Genomic DNA, 18,810 nt, shown 5'->3' with positions numbered 1-18,810 from the left:
GACCGGAATCCGCTTGGCCTGCACGCGCTCGCTCGCGCAGTGCGCGAGGAACTCCTCCACAGCGTCGACGTCTCCGGCCACGACCGTCGAGGCGGGCCCGTTGAGCGCGGCGACCTCCAGACGCCCTGCCCAGCGCTCCAGCAGCTCGACGGCCTGCTCCTGACCGACGCTCAGGTGGGCCATCCCACCGAGTCCGGCCAGCCGCTCGGCGATGGCCCGGCTGCGCAGCGCCACCACCTTCGCCGCGTCGGCGAGACTCAGCGCGCCCGCCACGTACGCCGCCGCGATCTCACCCTGCGAGTGGCCCACCACCGCGGCGGGCCTCACCCCGTGGTGCCGCCACAGCGCCGCCAGCCCCGTCAGCACCGCGAAGGTCACGGGCTGGACCACATCGACGCGCTCCAGTCCGCCCCCGCGCAGCACCTTTAGCAGCGACCAGCCGGTCAGCGGATCGAGCACCTCGGCACACGCGCGCATGTGCTCCGCGAACACGGGCGAGGCATCCAGCAGCTCGGCACCCATGCCGACCCACTGGCTCCCCTGCCCGGGGAAGACGAACACCGACTTGCCCCAGGCGCCCGCGGTCCCGGTGACCACCCCGGCGTGGTCCTCACCCCGGGCCAGCGCGCCCAGCGCGTCCCGGGCCTGTCCGGCTCCCGTGGCGACGACCACGGCACGATGCGGATGCGCGGCACGCGTGACGGCCAGCGAACGGCCGACGTCCACCAGCCGCAGGGAGCCGGCGTCCGACTCGCCCAGACGGGACAGAAGTTGACGAGCCTGCTCCTGGAGGGCCTCCTGGCTGCGGGCGGACAGCGGCAGAGGAACGACATCCGGTTCGGGTGCGTCTTCGGGCTGCTCGGGTCCGCGGGTCTCCGGGGCCTGTTCCAGGATCAGGTGCGCGTTCGTCCCGCTCATCCCGAAGGACGACACCGCCGCCCGCCGGGGACGGTCCACCTCGGGCCACTCCCGCGCCTCGGTCAGCAACTCCACCGCGCCCGCCGACCAGTCCACCTGCGGCGTCGGCTCGTCCACGTGCAATGTCCGTGGCAGGACGCCCTTCTGAAGGGCCATCACCATCTTGATCACACCCGCTACACCGGCGGCGGCCTGGGCGTGCCCGATGTTCGACTTCAGCGAGCCCAGCCACAGCGGCCGGCCCTCCGGCCGCCCCTGCCCGTACGTCGCCAGCAGGGCCTGCGCCTCGATCGGATCCCCGAGCGTCGTGCCCGTGCCGTGCGCCTCCACCACGTCCACGTCGGACGCCGTCAGGCCCGCGTTCGCCAGGGCCTGGCGGATGACCCGCTGCTGTGACGGACCGTTCGGGGCCGTCAGGCCGTTGGAGGCGCCGTCCTGGTTCACCGCCGAACCGCTGAGGACGGCCAGCACCTGGTGGCCGTTTCGCCTCGCGTCCGACAACCGCTCCAGCAGCACCACACCGACCCCCTCGGACCAGCCGGTACCGTCCGCCGACGCCGCGAACGCCTTGCACCGGCCGTCCGCCGCCAGCCCCCGCTGCCGCGAGAACTCGATGAACGCGTCGGGGCTGGCCATCACGGTCGCCCCGCCCGCCAGCGCCATCGAGCACTCCCCCGCGCGCAGCGACTGGGCCGCCAGGTGCATCGCCACCAGCGACGATGAGCAGGCCGTGTCCACGGACACCGCGGGCCCCTCGAAGCCGAACAGGTACGAGACCCGCCCGGCCGCCACACTTCCGGCCGCCCCGGTGATGAGGTAGCCCTCGTAGCCCTCGGGGACCTCGCGCAGCCGGGTCACGTAGTCGTGGTGGACGATGCCGGTGAACACGCCGACTGGTCGGCCGCGCAGCGCGCCCGGGTCCAGGCCCGCGCGTTCGCACGCCTCCCACGACGTCTCGAGCAGCAGCCGCTGCTGCGGATCCATCGCCAGCGCCTCACGCGGCGAGATCCCGAAGAAGCCCGCGTCGAATCCCGGGGCGTCATGGAGGAAGCCGCCTTCGCGGACGTACGAGCTCCCGGGGTGGGCCGGGTCGGGGTGGAAGAGCTCCTCCAGGTTCCAGCCGCGGTTGACGGGGAATCCGGTGACCGCGTCGGTGCCGGACGCCACGAGGTCCCACAGCGCTTCCGGGGACGTCACGTCTCCGGGCAGCCGGCAGGCCACCGCGACGATGGCGATCGGCTCGTCGGGCGCGGCGGCGACCGGCGCCGCCGGGTCGGGGGCGTCGTCGCGCTCGTTCCCGCCCCTCGGGGACAGGAACGCCGCGAGGTCGGCGGGCGTCGGATGGTCGAACGCGACGGTCGCCGGGAGTTCCAGGCCGAGGGCCCTGGTCAGCTCATTGCGGAGGCGGACGGCGGCCAGCGAGTCGAAGCCCAGATCGCGGAAGGCCCGCGTGCTGTCGACCGCCGCCGGATCGGACTGCCCGAGCACCGCGGCCGTGGCCCGCAGGACCAGCGCCAGCACGGACTCGTCCTGTTCGAACGCGTCCCGTTGGTGTTCGGCCCGCTCGGGCTGGTGCGGGTTCACGGCGATCGGAGTCGGCGCGGACACGCGTGCACCGCGCCCGTGTGCCGCTTCCGGCCAGTACCGCCGGTGCTGGAACGCGTAGGTCGGCAGGTCGACCCGCTCCGGTGTGACACCGCCGAACAGCGCGGACCAGTCCACGGGGACACCCCGCACATGCAGGTGGCCCAGGGCGGCGACCGCGGTGACGGTCTCGGATTCGCCCTCGGCGAGCGCCGGGACGGCGGGTTCCTCCCCGTGGATCCCGGCGACCGTGGCGCTGAGCACACCGGTGGGTCCGAGTTCGAGGTACGTCCGCACGCCGAGGTCGCGCAGGGTGACGGCAGCGTCGTGGAACCGTACGCAAGCGCGGGCGTGCACGGCCCAGTAGTCGGGCGAGCAGAGTTCCTCGGGGCCGGCGAGCCTGCCGCTGACGTTCGACACGAGGGGCACGGACGGCGGCCGGAACGTCACCGCCTCGGCGGCCGCGCGGAACTCGTCGAGCATGCCGTCCATGCGGGCCGAGTGGAAGGCATGGCTGACCCGGAGCCGTTTCACGTGGTGGCCGCGGGTACGGAAGTCGTCGGCCACGTCGAGGACGGCGTCCTCGTCACCGGAGATCACGAGGGAAGTGGGGCCGTTGATCGCCGCGATGTCCACGGCGCCGCCGTGCGCGGCGATCGCGCGGGCGACGTCGTCCTCGGTGGCCGCGACGGCGGCCATCGCACCGCCCCGGGGCAGCGCCTGCATGAGCCGCCCGCGTACGGCGACGAGGGCCGCCGCGTCGGCCAGCGACAGCATGCCGGCGGCGTGGGCGGCGGACAGCTCGCCGAGGGAGTGTCCGGCGACGTAGTCGGGGCGGACGCCCCACGACTCGTACAGCCTGAACAGCGCCGTTTCCAGGGCGAAGAGGCCGCTCTGGGCGTACAGCGTCTCGTCGAGCAGCGCGGCCTCGTCCGTGCCCGGTTCGCTGAGGACGATCTCGCGCAGGGGGCGGTCGGCTTGTCCGGCGAGGTGCCGGTCGAGTTCCGCGCACGCCGCGTCGAAGGCGTCCCGGAAGACGGGGTGACGCATCCGCAGTTCCCGGCCCATGCCGGGCCGCTGGCTGCCCTGCCCGGTGAACAGGAAGGCGAGCTTCCCGCCCCTCGCGGCCCCGCGCACCACGCCCGTGGTCAGCGGTTCGTCAGCGGCCAGCGCGGCGAGTCCGGCGACCAGCCGGGTACGGTCTCCGCCGACCACGACCGCCCGGTGGTCGAGCGCGGCGCGGGTGGTGAGCAGGGAGTGGGCCACCCCGACCGGGTCGATCCGGTCGTCGGCGGCGAAGCAGGCCAGTTTCGCCGCCTGTCCGCGCAGGCCGGCCTCCGTGCGCGCGGAGATCACCCAGGGGACGGCGGGAAGCTCCGGTGACGCGACGCCCGTGTGCACCGTCTGCGGGGCCTGTTCCAGGATGACGTGCGCGTTCGTACCGCTGACACCGAACGCGGACACACCGGCCCGGCGGGGCCGTCCGGTCTCCGGCCAGCGACGGGCCTCGGTCAGCAGCTCCACCGCTCCCGCCGACCAGTCGACCTCACCGGTCGGCTCGTCCACGTGCAGGGTCCGCGGCAGCACGCCGTGGCGGATCCCCTGCACCATCTTGATGACGCCGGCGACACCGGCGGCGGCCTGGGTGTGCCCGATGTTCGACTTCACCGAACCGAGCCACAGGGGCTGTCCCTGCGGCCGCTCCCGCCCGTACGTGGCGATGATCGCCTGTGCCTCGATGGGGTCCCCGAGAGTCGTCCCGGTGCCGTGCGCCTCGACGGCGTCCACGTCCGAGGGTGCGAGGCCCGCCGTCGCGAGCGCCTGCCGGATGACGCGCTGTTGCGAGGGCCCGTTCGGCGCGGTCAGGCCGTTCGAGGCACCGTCCTGGTTCACCGCCGAGCCCCGGATTACCGCCAGCACCCGGTGCCCGTTCCGCCGCGCGTCCGAGAGCCTCTCCAGCAGCAGCACACCGACGCCCTCGGACCAGCCGGTGCCGTCCGCCGACGCCGCGAACGCCTTGCACCGGCCGTCCGCAGCCAGCCCCCGCTGTCGCGAGAACTCCACGAACGGCTCCGGCGACGCCATGACCGTCACGCCCCCGGCGAGCGCCATCGAGCACTCCCCCGAGCGGAGGGCCTGGGCCGCGAGATGCATCGTGACCAGGGACGACGAGCACGCCGTGTCGAGGGTCACCGCGGGCCCTTCGAGGCCGAGGGTGTACGCGACGCGGCCGGAGACCACACCGGCGGAGATGCCCGTGATGCGGTAGCCCTCCACGTGCTCGGGGACCTGGTCGAGGCTGCGGGCGTAGTCCTGACTGTTGACGCCGACGAACACACCGACCGGCTCGCCGCGCAGCGAGGTCGGGGCGATGCCCGCGTGTTCGAGCGCCTCCCAGGAGGCTTCGAGCACGAGCCGCTGCTGCGGGTCCATGGCGAGGGCCTCGTGGGGCGAAATGCCGAAGAAGTCGGCGTCGAATCCGGCCGCGTCGTCGAGGAAGGCGCCGTGGACCACATAGGAGGTGCCGGGGTGGTCCGGGTCCGGGTGGTGCAGCGACCGAAGGTCCCAGCCGCGGTCGGCGGGGAACCGTGTGACGGCGTCGGTCCCCTCGGCCACCAGCCGCCACAGCTCCTCGGCGCTGTGCGCGCCGCCCGGGAACCGGCAGCTCATGCCCACGATGGCGATCGGCTCGTCCACAGGCGCGGTGCGCGTCGGGATGGCGTGGTCGGGCGTGGCGCCGAGCAGTTCGGCGCGGAGGTGGCGGGCGAGGGCGCGGGGGGTCGGGTGGTCGAACAGGAGGGTGGGGCTGAATCGCAGGCCCGTGCGGGAGTTGAGGCGGTTGCGCAGTTCGACGGCCATCAGTGAGTCGAAGCCGGCTTCCTTGAACGCTCGGTCGGCCGCGAGGGCGTCGGGGTCCGCGTGGCCCAGTACGGCGGCGGCGCCGCCGCGGACCAGGCCGAGCAGCTCCTCCTCCTGGCCGGCCTCGTCGAGCCCGGCCAGTCGCGCCGCGAGGCCGCCGCTCTCCCCCGGTGCGGGCGCGGCCTGGGCCGCCGGTGCGAAGGCGCGGAGCAGGGCGGGTACGGGTGTCCCGTCGACGCCCGCTCCGTTGAGGTCCACTCGCGCCGCCACCAGCACGGCGGGCGTGCTGCGCAGGGCCGCGTCGAACAGCGCGAGTCCGGCCCGCGCGGAGAGCCCGGCCATGCCGGAGCGCCGGGTGCGCCGTACGTCGGCGGCGCTCAGCCGGGCGGCCATGCCGTCGCCGTGTGACCAGTAGCCCCAGGCCAGCGACACCGCCGGGAGGCCGAGGGAGCGCCGTCGCTCGGCGAGCGCGTCGAGGAAGGCGTTGGCGGAGGCGTAGGCGCCCTGCCCGGGGTTGCCGAACACCCCCGCCGCCGAGGAGAACAGCACGAACGCCCGGACGTCCAGCTCACGGGTGAGTTCGTCGAGGTGGACGGCGGCGTCGGCCTTGGGCCGGTACACGCGGTCGATCTGTTCGGCGGTGAGCCCGGTGACCACGCTGTCGTCGACGACACCCGCGGTGTGCACGACGGCGGTGAGGGGGTGCTCGGCGGGGAGGTCCCCGAGCAGCGCTGCGAGCGCGGCGCGGTCGGCGACGTCGCAGGAGACGATCCGGGGCTCGGCGCCCAGTTCGCTGAGCTCTGACCTCAACTCCACCGCTCCGTCCGCGGCCGGGCCGCGCCGCGACACCAGCAGCAGGTGCCGTACGCCGTGTTCCCGTACGAGGTGGCGTGCGACCAGTCCGCCGAGCGAACCGGTGCCGCCGGTGACGAGCACCGTGCCGTCGGGATCGAGCGCGGGCGCCTCGCGGTCCGGATGGGCTCGTACGAGCCTGGGGGCGGCCAGCTCGCCGTTCCGCAGCCGGACTTCGGGCTCGTCGGTGGCGAGCACGGCGGCGAGCGGGAGGGTGTCGGCCTCGGTGATGGTGTCGGTCGTGAGCAGGAGCAGGCGCCCCGGATGCTCCGACTGCGCCGAGCGCACCAGCCCCCGTACGGCCGCGTTCTCCGGACCGCCGTCGTCCCGCGTGACGACCACGAGCCGGGCGGCGTCCAGGCGTGGTTCGGCGAGGAACGCCTGGACGATCTCCAGCGTGCGCGTGACGAGGTCACGCGCGTCGGTCGTACCGGTCGCCTCGGTCAGCAGGTGCGCCGGGGCCCCGTGGGCGGCGGTCACGACGTCCTCGGCCGTGCGCACCCGCACGACGTGAGGCTCCTCCAGCGCCCGCACCCCGGCCGGCGGTTGGGTCCACTCGACGGTGAACAGCGCCCCGCTCGCCGTACGCGCTGCGGCTCCCGCCCCCTGAGCGCCGTCGGCCAGCCAGTAACGAGTGCGCTGGAAGGGGTAGGTGGGCAGCTCCACGCGTCGGGCGCCGGTGCCGGAGAAGCCGTCCGCCCAGTCGATGTGGATGCCGCTGGTGTACAGCCTGCCGAGCGCGGCGAGCACGCCCTCCGCCTCGGGCCGGCCCCGGTGCATGGCGGCCACGCAGGTGGCGTCGGAGAACTCCCCGACGGCCGCGGTCAGATGAGGGGACGGGCCGAGTTCGAGGAACGCGGTGACGCCGCTGTCGGTCAGCGTGGTGACGGTGTCGGCGAAGCGGACGGCGTCCCTGATGTGCCGGGCCCAGTACTCGGGCGTGGTGAGGTCGCCGTCGGCGGCGTGGGTCCCGGTGGTGTTGGGGACCACCGGTATGCGGGCGGGGTGGTACGTGACGGTGGCGGCGATCTCGGTGAACTCGGCGAGGACCGGTTCCATCCGCGGCGAGTGGAACGCGTGCGACACCGTCAGACCGCGCACCTGGTGGCCGGCGGTGACCAGGCGTTCGGCGAGCGTGGTGATGTCGTCCTCGTCGCCGGAGACCACCACGCCGCGCGGCCCGTTCACGGCGGCGATCGCGATGCGCTCGGTGAGCAGCGCCAGGACGTCGGCCTCGGGCGCGGTGGTGGCGATCATGCGCCCGCCGGACGGGAGGGACTGCATGAGGCGGGCGCGTGCCGCGACGAGCTTCGCCGCGTCGGCGAGGGTGAGAATGCCGGCCACGTGAGCGGCGGTGAGTTCACCGACCGAGTGTCCGGCCAGGTGGTCGGGGGTGACGCCCAGGGATTCGACGAGCCGGTAGAGAGCGGTCTCCAGCGCGAAGATCCCGGTCTGGGTGTAGCAGGTCTGGTCGAGCCAGGCGGCCTTGTCGGTGCCCGGTTCGGCGAGGACGACCTCCGCCACCGGGTACGGCACATGCCCGGCGAGCTGTTCGTCGAGCGCGGCGCACACGGCGTCGAACGCGTCCCGGAACACCGGGTAGCGCTCGCGCAGTTCGCGGCCCGTGCCCGGCCGCTGACTGCCCTGGCCGGTGAACAGAACGGCGAGTGCGCCGTCGCCGTCCGCGGTGCCCGTGAGCACGCCCGGTTCCGCGTCGCCCCGGGCGAGGGCCTCCAGCCGGGCGACGGCCTCGGCGCGGTCGGCGGCCAGCACCACGGCCCGCTCGGGCAGGTGGGCGCGCGTCGTGGCGAGGGAGTGCCCGAGGTCGGCGAGGGAGTGGCCGGCGTCGGTCGGCTGCGGGACGTCGGCGGAGCAGGTGAGCAGCTGCCGGGCGCGGGCCCTGAGGGCGGCGGTGCTCTTCGCGGAGAGCACGAGCGGGGTGACGGGCAGGTCGACGGGGGTTCGCCGGGGCTGGTCGTCCGGTGCCGCCTCCGTGTCGGTGTTCGGTGCCTGTTCGACTACAACGTGCGCGTTGGTGCCGCTGATCCCGAAGGCGGACACGCCCGCCCGGCGGGGCCGTCCGGTCTCCGGCCAGCGACGGGCCTCGGTCAGCAGCTCCACCGCTCCCGCCGACCAGTCGACCTCACCGGTCGGCTCGTCCACGTGCAGGGTCCGCGGCAGCACGCCGTGCCGCATCGCCTGCACCATCTTGATGACGCCCGCGACCCCGGCGGCGGCCTGGGTGTGCCCGATGTTCGACTTCAGCGACCCCAGCCACAGGGGGCGGTCGTCCGGCCGGTCCTGCCCGTAGGTGGCGATGATCGCCTGTGCCTCGATGGGGTCCCCGAGGGCCGTGCCGGTGCCGTGTGCCTCGACGGCGTCCACGTCGGACGGCGCGAGACGGGCGTTGGCCAACGCCTGGCGGATCACCCGCTGCTGGGCGGGGCCACTGGGTGCGGTGAGGCCGTTGGAGGCGCCGTCCTGGTTGATCGCGGTACCGCGGATGACGGCCAGCACCTGGTGCCCGCCGCGCCGCGCGTCCGAGAGCCGTTCCAGCAGCAGCACACCGGCGCCCTCGGACCAGCCCGTGCCGTCGGCGGCCGCGGCGAACGCCTTGCACCGGCCGTCGGGCGCCAGCCCGCGCTGCCGTGAGAACTCCACGAAGACGTCCGGCAGGGACAGCACGGTCGTGCCGCCGGCCAGCGCCAGCGAGCACTCCCCCGAACGCAGTGCCTGGGCCGCCAGGTGGACGGCGACGAGCGAGGACGAGCAGGCGGTGTTGACGGTCACCGCCGGGCCGCCGAAGCCGAAGGTGTAGGCCACGCGGCCGGAGGCGATGCTGCCCGCGTTGCCGGTGCCGAGGTAGCCCTCGGTGCCGCTGGGCGCGGGGGTACGGCCGCCCGCGTACTCGGCGGCGTAGTCGTGGTGCATCAGCCCGAAGTAGACGCCCGTGTCGGTGCCGCGCAGGGTGGCCGGGTCGATGCCCGCCCGTTCGAAGACCTCCCAGGAGGTCTCCAGCAGCAGCCGGTGCTGCGGGTCCATGGCGAGCGCCTCGCGCGGCGAGATCCCGAAGAACTCGGCGTCGAAACCGGCGACGTCGTCGAGGAAGCCGCCCTCGCGGACGTACGACCTGCCCTCACGGCCCGGGTCGGGGTCGAAGAGCGCGTCGACGTCCCAGCCGCGGTCCTCGGGGAACGGCGAGAGGGTGTGCTCTCCGGCGGCGACGAGCCGCCACAGGTCGTCGGGGCCGACGATGCCTCCGGGCAGCCGGCAGCCCATGGCCACGACGGCGATCGGCTCGTCCGCGTGGCGTGCGGCGGCGACGGCGGGGGCGGTGGTGGTGTGCCCGTGCAGCTCACCGTCCAGCCACCGGGCCAGGGCCGTCGGGGTCGGGTGGTCGAACGCGGTGGTGGCGGGCAGACGCAGCCCGGTCGCGGCGGCGAGGCGGTTGCGCAGCTCCACGGCGGACACGGAGGTGAAGCCGAGATCGGTGAACGCGGTGTCGGTGCCGACCACGTCGGGCCCGGCGAGCCCGGCGACCTCGGCGGCCTGTTCCCTGACGAGGGTGAGGAGCCGCCGTACGCGCTCCCGCTCGGAGTGGGCGGCGAGCGCGTCACGCAGGGCGCCGCCGTCGCGGGCGGGTTCCGGGGCCGGTGCGCCGGTGGGTGTGTCGACGAGACCGAGGAGGGGCGGCGGGGTGGCGTCGGTGGGGGTGGCCGGCAGGTCGAGTCCGGCGGCGACCAGCTGGGACTCGTCGACGGTGAGCGCGGCGTCGAACATGGCGAGCGCCTGAAGGAGCGTCAGGGCGATGTGCGGGAGAACGCCGCGGTCCCCCTGGTCGTCCGCGTCCTCGTCGGTCCAGGCGCCCCAGGCGAGGGCGAGCGCGGGCACGCCGTCGGCACGCAGCCGCCCCGCGTACGCGGTGAGATACGCGCCCGTGGCGGCGGTTTCCGGATGCCGCAGGGAGCCCAGGACCGCGTCCGTGGAGGTGAACAGCACGAGCGCGGACGGGCCGCGGGGGGCGGTGAGCTCGGCGAGGTGAGTGGCGGCGCGTTCCGCGGGGGTGGCCGGAGCCTCCGTGGAAGACGCCGCCGGGTCGGCCGGAGCCTTCGCGGTGACGCCGGGCTCGTCCGCGTACACGACGATGCCGAGCCGGCCGCGCACCCGGCGCAGGGCGCGCCCGAGTTCCTCGCGGTCGGCGGGATCGCACTCGACGAGCACCTCCTGCGCGGTCGCCCGTGCCTCGCCGAGCCGCGCCCACAGTTCGGCGGCGCGGTCGCCGCGGCCCGGCCTCGCGACGAGCAGGACGCGGCGGACGCCGTAGGAGGTGACGAGGTGCCGTGCGATCGCGGCTCCGCGCGGGGTGTCGGCGCCCACCACCACCGCGGTGCCGTTGCCGTCGACCATGGCCGTGTCGCGTTCCAGGTCGGCGGAGACCCTCGCCAGCCGGGGCACCAGGACGACACCCGAGCGCACGGCGAACTGGGTGACGCCGTCGCCGACGGCCGTGCGCACGGCCGCCGCGGCTTCCGGTCCGGCGTCGTCCAGGTCGGCGAGCACGATCCGGCCGGGCCGGCTCGCCTGCTGCGACCTGACGCGTCCCCACACCCGGGCCCGGGCCGGTTCGGCGGTCTCGGTGCCGCCGGTTGCCACGGCGTCGCGGGTCACGACGACGAGCCGGGTCCCGGCCAGCTGTGGCGCGCTCACCGCGGCGTCCAGGGTGTCCGGGTCGGTGAGCAGGACGGCGTCGGGCGCGGTGCCGGCCGCGAGGAGTGAGGCGAGGTCGGGGTGGACCGTCACCCCGGCCTCGCCGTCCGGGGCGGTGCCCAGGCTGTCGGTCGTCGTCGCGTCGCCGATCGCGGCCCACCGCAGGCCGGGCGTGGGCGTTCCGGTCATGGTGTGGGGGATCCAGTCGAGCCGGAACAGCGTGTCGTACCAGCCGCCGCTCACCGCGCGCAGGCGGGCCGGGGCCTCGGCGAGTCGGTGGCGGACGACCTTGCCGGAGGCGGTGCGCGGGACGTGGGCTATCTCGCGCAGTTCGGCCGGGACCTTGAAGTAGGCGAGCTGCTCACGGCACGCGGACAGCAGCGCGGCCGGGTCGAAGCCGCCGGGTGCGGGCACGACGTAGGCGACCGGCACCTCACCGAGGACGTCGTGGGGTTTGCCGGCGACGGCGACGTCGGCCACGCCCGGCCGGCCGCGCAGGACGTGCTCTATCTCGGCGGGGTGGATGTTCTCGCCGGCGCGGATGATGAGTTCCTTGATGCGGCCGGTGATGGTGACGTAGCCGGCGCGGTCGCGGCGGGCGAGGTCGCCGGTGCGGTACCAGCCGTCGCGCAGTGCCGTGGCGGTGGCCTCGGGCTGGTTGTGGTAGCCGAGCATGACGTTCGGGCCCTTGACCCAGACCTCGCCCTCCGTCCCGTCGGGTACGTCGAGGAGGGTGCGGTGGTCGACGAGACGTACGGCGAGGCCGGGTACGGGGATGCCGCAGGAGCCCTCGACCCGGGCGCCCGTGGGCCAGTTGACGGTGATGGAGCCGCAGGTCTCCGTGGAGCCGTAGGCGTCGATGAGGGGTGCGCCGAACAGGTCCTCGAAGTCGCGGCGCAGGGCCGTGGTGGTGATCGCGCCGCCGACGATGCCGACGCGCAGGTCGGGTGCGGTGAAGCCGCGGGTGCGGGCGGCGCGGACGAGGTGGTGGTAGACGGTCGGCACACCCGCGACGACGGTGGGCCGCTCCTCGGCCCAGGCGTCCAGCATGTCCTCGGCGGCGAATCCGTCGAGGATGCGGGCGCTCGCGCCGACCGCGGTCACGGAGAGGACGCAGGCGATGTGCGAGAGGCTGTGGAAGAGGGGCAGCGGCCACAGCACGCGGTCGTCGGGGGTGAGGCCGGGCACCGGCACGTAGCAGGCGGCCACGGACCACAGGCAGTTGCGCTGGGTGGACAGCACGCCCTTGGGCCGGCCGGTGGTGCCGGACGTGTAGAGCATCCAGGCGACGTCGTCGAGTTCCATGTCGTCCGGTGCGGCCGAGGCCGGTTCGCTGCCCACGCAGTCCTCGAACGCCAGACATCCGGCGGGCGGTTCGCCGTCGCCGACGACGATCACGCCGACCGTGGGACGCCTGACCCTGAGCAGCCGGTCGAGCCGCGCCTCGTCCGTGATGACGACACGGGCGCCGCTGTCCTCCAGCAGGTAGGCGAGTTCGGCGTCGGAGACATGCGGGTTGACCGGGACGCCGACCGCGCCGGCCCTCAGGACACCGAAGTAGCTCTCGACGACCTCCACCCGGTTCCCCAGGAGGATCATCGCCCGGTCGCCGGGGCCGAGCCGCAGATCGGCGAGTCGGCCGGCGAGACGGCGCGTCCGTGTGTCGAGTTCGGCATAGGTGACGGTACGCCGCGCGTCACGGAAGGCGACCTTGTCCGAGAAGCGGGCCGCGTGGTCGGTCAGAATTCGGGAAAGGGGTCGAATGAATTCTGTCCGCAGCATGCCTACCCGTCCTCCAGTGACGCGCTTTTCTTGAATTCTCATGCGCCGTACCGGGGGAGAAAACCCGAAACCATTCCCCTAGACCCCCCTAAAGTCCACGGCCTGTCTTACGCGTTTCTTGAAAAGCAGTGGCCCGCCTGCCGGGGAGAGGCTCCCCAGCAGACGGGCGTGACGGATCTGGCCGCCGACGGTACGGAACTGGCGAGGGCTCGGCGCGGGACCCGGGGCGCGGGGTCACGCGCGCGGCCCGCTCACCTCTGCTCGGCGCCCGTCTCCACGAGCAGGCCGAGCAGGCCGAGCGGGTCGCGGAGGGCGGCGTCGGGTCCGGCCGCGAGGAGCGTCGCCTCGTCGGTCTCACCCCACAGCGCGGCGATCGCCGTGACGCCGGCCCCACGGGCACTGGCGATGTCGGTGACCGCGTCGCCCACCATCACCGCCGCGTCGCCCGGCACGTCGAGCAGGCTCAGCGCGCGCAGCACGATGTCCGGCGCCGGTTTCGGGCGGGGCACCTCGTCGGAGCCGATGACGTGGTCGAACATCGGCAGCAGACCGAGGGTGCCGAGCAGTGAGCGCGCCCGGGGACCGCTCTTGCCGGTGGCGATCGCGGTCCGCAGCCCGCGGGCGCGCAGCGCGGCGAGCACCTCCGGTACGCCCTCGAAGACCCGCACCTCGTGCGCGAGGCGCTGGCTCTCCTTGACGAACGGCTCCTCCATCTCCGGAGGCAGCCCCATGATCCGCATGATGTCCGGGAAGTACCGACCCATGTGCCCGCAGTACTCCTCGAACGGGATCGGTCCCGGTCCGACGACGGTCGTGTAGGCGTGCGCGAAGGCCTGCCGCATCACGCCGAAGCTGTCGACGATCACTCCGTCCAGATCGAAGACCACCGCCTGCCTGCCCGCGAGACTCAGCGCGCCGTCCACGTCGGCTCCCTCCACGCGACTTCCTCCGGTGATCGTTCCGACCCTGCCGGGCCCGGTGTGACACCCCTCGCCGAGGCGTAGATGCGTTCGACGAGGCCGATGGTGTGCCGTGCGGCCCGTCCTCCCCTTCCCGGCGCGGCCGGGTCCCGCAGCTGTCCGGGAAGCGCGTCGACCTGGCGGTCGTACTCCGTGCCGAGGGGTTCGTCCGGCAGGGGTACGGTGCTCGACTCGCCGCCACGTGTGAGCGTCAACACCGGGGCCGGTACCCGGTTGGGGCTGAAGCCGAAGGTGCAGCGCAACTCGGCCGTTCCCGCGCTGCCGTGGACCTCGACGGTCGTGACGTCGACCGGCGCGTGCGAGGCCCAGCAGGTGTGCAGCGACACCGAGACTCCGCCTTCGGTCACGAGGAAGGCGCGCACGGTGTCCTCGACGTCGCCGCCGGGCACCCCGTCATGTCCCGGTGCCGCGCCGTCGGGCTCGTCCCCGCGCCATCCGGCCTGCCAGGTACGGCCGCTCACATGGTCGGCCGACACGGTGGCGCCGACCTGCTCGAAGGTGACGGGTCCGAGCAGCAGCGCCAGCGTGTCGAGCAGATGCCAGCCCAGATCGACGAGCACACCGCCGCCGGACAGGGCCCGCCGTGTGAACCAGCCCCGGCCGCCGGGCACTCCGCGCGCCCGTACCCACGACAGGTTCACGTGCCGTATCTCGCCGAGGGAGTCGACGACGGACCGCAGGGCCTGGATGTCCGCGCGATGGCAGGCCGCGCTGCCGGCCAGGAGGACCGCGCCGCCCGCGCGTTCGGCCTCGGCGAGCCGGTCGGCCTCGCCCGTCGTGAGGCACACGGGCTTCTCCAGGAAGACCGGGATGCCCTTACGGAGCAGCTTCTCGGCGACCGGGGCGTGCGCGTGGTTGGGGACCGCCACCACGGCCAGGTCTGCGAGGTCCGGGGTGAGGTCGTCCACGTCGGCCAGGACGGGGACGCCGTACGTCCGGTGCTCGTCCGCCGGATCGGGCTCGACGACCGCCGTGAGCCGGAACGCGGGGTGTGCGTCCAGCCTGGGCAGCCAGATCGTACGGCCGGCCCAGCCAAGGCCGACCACCGCGACCCGGACGCTCACGACCCGGCCAGGACGGCGGCCACCGCGTCGGCGATGGCCCGCATCTGGTCCTCGCTGCCGAGCAGGGTGCGGTGGTGCAGCCAGACGCAGTCGCGCATGAGCGCTTCCGCGTTGGGGCAGCGGCGCGCGATGGCCTCGGCGGACTCGTCGGGCGCTCCGGTCTCCCAGAACCCCTCGCAGCGGTAGATGGCGCGGAACGCGATGAACGCGGGTACACCGCGCTCGATCAGCGCGTCGACGACAGCGTTGCGGTGCTCCTCGGTGATGCCGGGGATGCGGAACATCGCCATGTAGTGGGGGTTGCGGGTGCAGCGGCCGTCGCCGCCCTGCGGGACCACACCGGGGATGTCCGCGAGCAGCCGCGCGAGCAGGGGCCAGCGCTGTTCGCGGGTCTCGATCTGCGAGTCGAGGCGGGCGAGCTGGGCCCGCAGCACGGCCGCGGAGAACTCGTTCATACGGAAGTTGGAGCCGGACGTGCGGTGGAAGTAGCCGCGGTCCGTGGGCGGGCGGCCGCAGCTGTGCCGCAGGAAGCCCTCCTCGTACCGCGCGGCGTCCGGGAAGACCACGGCGCCGCCCTCACCCGCGGTCATGAGCTTTCCGTTCTGGAAGCTGAACGCGGCGACGGAGCCGAGCGCGCCGACCCGGCGGCCCTGCCATTCGGCGCCGTGCGCGTGCGCGGCGTCCTGCAGCAGGTCCACGCCGGCGTCGTCGGCCAGCTTGGCGAGGCCGTCCATGTCGGCGACGAGTCCCGCCATGTGCACGGGCATGATCACGCGGGTCCGGTCGGTGATCGCGGCCTCGGTCGCGGCGACGTCGATGCAGTAGGTGTCCGGGTCCACGTCGACCGGGACGGCGACGGCGCCGAGCCGCTGGGCCGCCTGCGAGGAGGAGATGAACGTGAACGCCGGCACGATCACCTCGTCGCCGGGACCGACCCCGAGCACCTGGAGCGCGAGTTCCAGCGCGTGGGTTCCCGTCGTCACCATCAGCGCGTGCTCGGCCCCGTGGTATGCGGCGAACTCCTGCTCCAGGAGCTTCACCTCGTTGCCGCCCATGCGCCACCACTGGCCCTGCTCCAGGGCGCGGCTCAGCGCGGCACGTTCCGCGTCGTCGTACTGCGGCCACGCCGGGAATTCGATGCTCGTCACATCCGGCCTTTCTCGTTGAGGGTTTGGCAGGCGCTAGCAGATTAGGCAGGGAATTACGAGACACGAAACCCCCTACACACCCCCCTGAAATCCCCTGCATTTCTCCCTTGCAGACTCTTTGGGTATTGTCCCCACGCCTTTTCTGGTGAGCTGGTGGGCGACGGCCTGAAGTGCCCTCCGTATTCCCCTTCGTATGCGAGGTGTTCCTTGAGTGAAGTGCTGTTGCTGAACGGCCCCAATCTGGGGATCCTCGGCCGCCGCGAGCCCGAGATCTACGGCACGGACACGCTGGCCGACATCGAGAAGTACGTCGCCGAGGAGGTCGCCGAGGCCGGCTGGCGGGTGCGTTCCCTCCAGTACGACGGCGAGGGCGAGATGGTGCGGGCCGTGCAGGACAACTACGACACGGTCGGCGCGATCGTGAACCCGGGCGCCCTGATGATCGCGGGCTGGAGCCTGCGGGACGCTCTCGCCAACTACCCGCGGTCGTGGGTGGAGGTCCATCTGTCGAACGTGTGGGCACGGGAGCAGTTCCGGCACGAGTCGGTCCTCGGCCCGATCGCCACCGGTGTCGTCTTCGGTCTCGGAGCCGACGGCTACCGGCTCGCGGCCCGGGCGCTCGTGCTGCGCGCCCGATCCCACGACACGGAAGGCGGCTCCGTCGCATGAAGTTCGGACTGTTCTACTCGCACCAGCTGCCCCGGCCGTGGGCGGAGGACTCCGAACGGCGCCTCATGGACGAGACGCTGGACCAGATCGAGCTGGCGGACCGGCTCGGATACGACCACGTGTGGTGCTCCGAGCACCATTTCCTGGAGGAGTACTCGCACCTCAGCGCGCCTGAGCTGTTCCTGGCGGCGGTGAGCCAGCGGACCCGCCGCATCCGGATCGGTCAGGGCATCGCGACCCTGCCGCCGGCGTTCAACCCGACCGCCAGGGCCGCGGAACGGGCCGCCACCCTGGACCTGCTGTCGGGCGGGCGGTACGACTTCGGCACCGGTGAGTCGACCACCCTCATGGAGCTGGCCGGGTTCGGAATCGACCCGGCCACCAAGCGCGACCAGTGGGCGGAGGCGCTGGACGCGGTCACGCGCATGTTCGTCGAGGAGCCCTTCGCCGGCTACGACGGCACGTATGTGTCCATGCCGCCCCGCAATGTGCTGCCCAAGCCGGTCCAGAAGCCGCACCCTCCGCTGTGGATGGCCTGCGGCAGCCGCGAGGCGATCCTCACGGCGGGCCGCAAGGGGCTCGGTGCCCTGAACTTCTCGTTCGCCGAGCCCGCAGAGACCCGCAAGTGGGTCGACGCCTACTACGCGACGATCGCCTCCGAGGAGTGCGTGCCCGCCGGCTTCGCGGTGAACCCGCAGGTGGCGGCCGTCCTCCCGATGCTGTGTCATCCGGACGAAGCCACGGCCGTCGAACGGGCCGCCGACGGCGTGCAGTTCTTCACCTACGGGCTCGGCCACTACATCGCCTTCGGTGACCACGCCCCCGGCCGTACACGGTTGTGGGAGGAGTTCCAGCGGGACCGCCGCAAGTACGGCATGGGCCGCGCCGCGATGGGCGGGCTGGGCGGCGAGCTCGGCAACCCCGCCCGCGGCGCGATCGGCACCCCGGAGCAGATCCGGCGATACCTGCGGTCGCAGGAGGAGGCCGGCCTTGACCAGGCGATCCTCATCGTGCAGGGCGGCGGCATGGAGCACGAGCACATCTGTGAGTCCCTGGAGCTGTTCGCGCGGGAGGTGATGCCGGAGTTCCAGGAGCGCGACGAACAGGCCCGCGCCCAGAAGCTCGCGCGCCTCCAGCCCGCCATCGACGCGGCGCTCGCCCGGCGTGAACCGCCCAGGAGGGCCGACCCCGACTACCGCGTGCGGTCGCGCAGGCCGGTATGACGGGCACGGAAGCGAACCGGACCGACGCCGATGTGATCGTGGTCGGCTACGGCCCGGTGGGACAGCTGCTGTCGGTGCTGCTTGCGGCGAAGGGCCGGCGGGTGCTGGCGCTCGAACGCTGGGAGAAACCCTACGAGTTGCCGAGGGCCACCAGCTTCGACGGCGAGACGGCGAGGATCCTCGCCAGGGCGGGCATCGCGCCCTCCTTCGCCCGCCTCGGCGAACCGGCCGACGCCTACGACTGGCGCAACGCCGACGGAAAGACCCTGCTGCGCATCGAGTTCGCGCGGCAGGGCCGCTACGGCTGGCCGGACGCCACCACGATGCACCAGCCGAACCTCGAAGCGGCACTCATCTCGCGCGGCGCGGAGCTGGGCACCCTGACGGTCGTGCGCGGGCACGCGGTCACGGACATCACCGAGCACGGCGACCGTGTGATGGTGTCCGCGGGCGCCACCGGGACGTTCACGGCGTCCTGGGTGGTGGGCTGCGACGGCGCCAACAGCTTCGTACGCGACCGGATGGGCGTGCCTGTCACCGACCTCGGATTCTCCTACGACTGGCTGCTGTGCGACGTGTCCCTGCACGAGCCGCGCACGTTCAGCCCGGCCAACGTGCAGATCTGCGACCCGGCACGGCCGAGGACGGTGGTCGCGAGCGGGCCCGGCCACCGCCGCTGGGAGTTCATGCGGCTGCCCGGGGAGAGCGTGGCCGACCTCGACCGCGAGGATGTGGCGTGGAGGCTCCTCGCCCCCTTCGACGTCACTCCGGACAACGCGGACCTGCTGCGCCACCACGTCTACGGCTTCCGCGCGCTGACGGCGGACCGGTGGCGCGCGGGCAGGCTGCTGCTCGCGGGCGACGCCGCCCACCTCATGCCGCCGTTCGCGGGTCAGGGAATGTGCTCGGGCGCCCGGGACGTGCTGAACCTGTCGTGGAAACTCGATCTGGTCCTCTCCGGCGCGGCGGACGAAGCTCTGCTCGACACGTACACCGAGGAACGGCTGCCCCACGTACGGGAACT

Annotated in this window: 7 protein-coding genes; 3 read left to right on the top strand and 4 right to left on the bottom strand. The window is 73.4% G+C overall.

Going from position 1 to position 18,810, the window contains the following annotated elements:
• The 4 genes from SMA5143A_RS24130 to SMA5143A_RS24115 form a co-directional block, all read right to left on the bottom strand.
• Positions 1-12,702 (bottom strand): type I polyketide synthase (locus tag SMA5143A_RS24130; RefSeq protein ID WP_146193937.1); only part of this gene is annotated, 12,702 nt, incomplete at its 3' end.
• 251 nt (positions 12,703-12,953) lie between these two features.
• Positions 12,954-13,640 (bottom strand): HAD-IA family hydrolase, encoded by a 687-nt coding sequence (locus SMA5143A_RS24125; RefSeq protein WP_258193702.1) that lies wholly within the window; start codon positions 13,638-13,640, stop codon positions 12,954-12,956.
• Positions 13,610-14,746 (bottom strand): Gfo/Idh/MocA family protein, encoded by a 1,137-nt coding sequence (locus SMA5143A_RS24120; protein WP_107464953.1) that lies wholly within the window; start codon positions 14,744-14,746, stop codon positions 13,610-13,612. Before SMA5143A_RS24120 ends, SMA5143A_RS24125 begins: the two co-directional genes overlap by 31 nt.
• Positions 14,743-15,894 (bottom strand): DegT/DnrJ/EryC1/StrS family aminotransferase, encoded by a 1,152-nt coding sequence (locus tag SMA5143A_RS24115; protein ID WP_107464952.1) that lies wholly within the window; start codon positions 15,892-15,894, stop codon positions 14,743-14,745. The genes SMA5143A_RS24120 and SMA5143A_RS24115 overlap by 4 nt, the downstream gene beginning before the upstream one ends.
• Positions 15,895-16,101: 207 nt before the next feature.
• On the opposite strand from SMA5143A_RS24115, the gene SMA5143A_RS24110 reads away from it, so the two are divergent.
• The 3 genes from SMA5143A_RS24110 to SMA5143A_RS24100 all read left to right on the top strand — a co-directional run.
• Entirely contained in the window at positions 16,102-16,563 is a 462-nt protein-coding gene (locus SMA5143A_RS24110) for a type II 3-dehydroquinate dehydratase (RefSeq protein WP_107464951.1), read from the top strand.
• Positions 16,560-17,786, top strand: a complete 1,227-nt coding sequence (locus SMA5143A_RS24105) for an LLM class flavin-dependent oxidoreductase (protein WP_107464950.1) — start codon at positions 16,560-16,562, stop codon at positions 17,784-17,786. The genes SMA5143A_RS24110 and SMA5143A_RS24105 overlap by 4 nt, the downstream gene beginning before the upstream one ends.
• On the top strand, positions 17,783-18,810 hold a 1,028-nt coding region (locus SMA5143A_RS24100; RefSeq protein ID WP_146193936.1), incomplete at its 3' end, for a bifunctional 3-(3-hydroxy-phenyl)propionate/3-hydroxycinnamic acid hydroxylase. The genes SMA5143A_RS24105 and SMA5143A_RS24100, both read left to right, overlap by 4 nt.

This window comes from Streptomyces sp. MA5143a, assembly GCF_900290235.1.
Taxonomy (GTDB): Bacteria; Actinomycetota; Actinomycetes; order Streptomycetales; family Streptomycetaceae; genus Streptomyces.
This window is presented reverse-complemented; position numbering and strand designations above follow the sequence as displayed.

Coding starts and splice junctions, on each gene's coding strand:
- SMA5143A_RS24105 (WP_107464950.1), top strand. CDS start 16,560: ATGAAGTTCGGACTGTTCTACTCGCACCAGCTGCCCCGGCCGTGGGCG.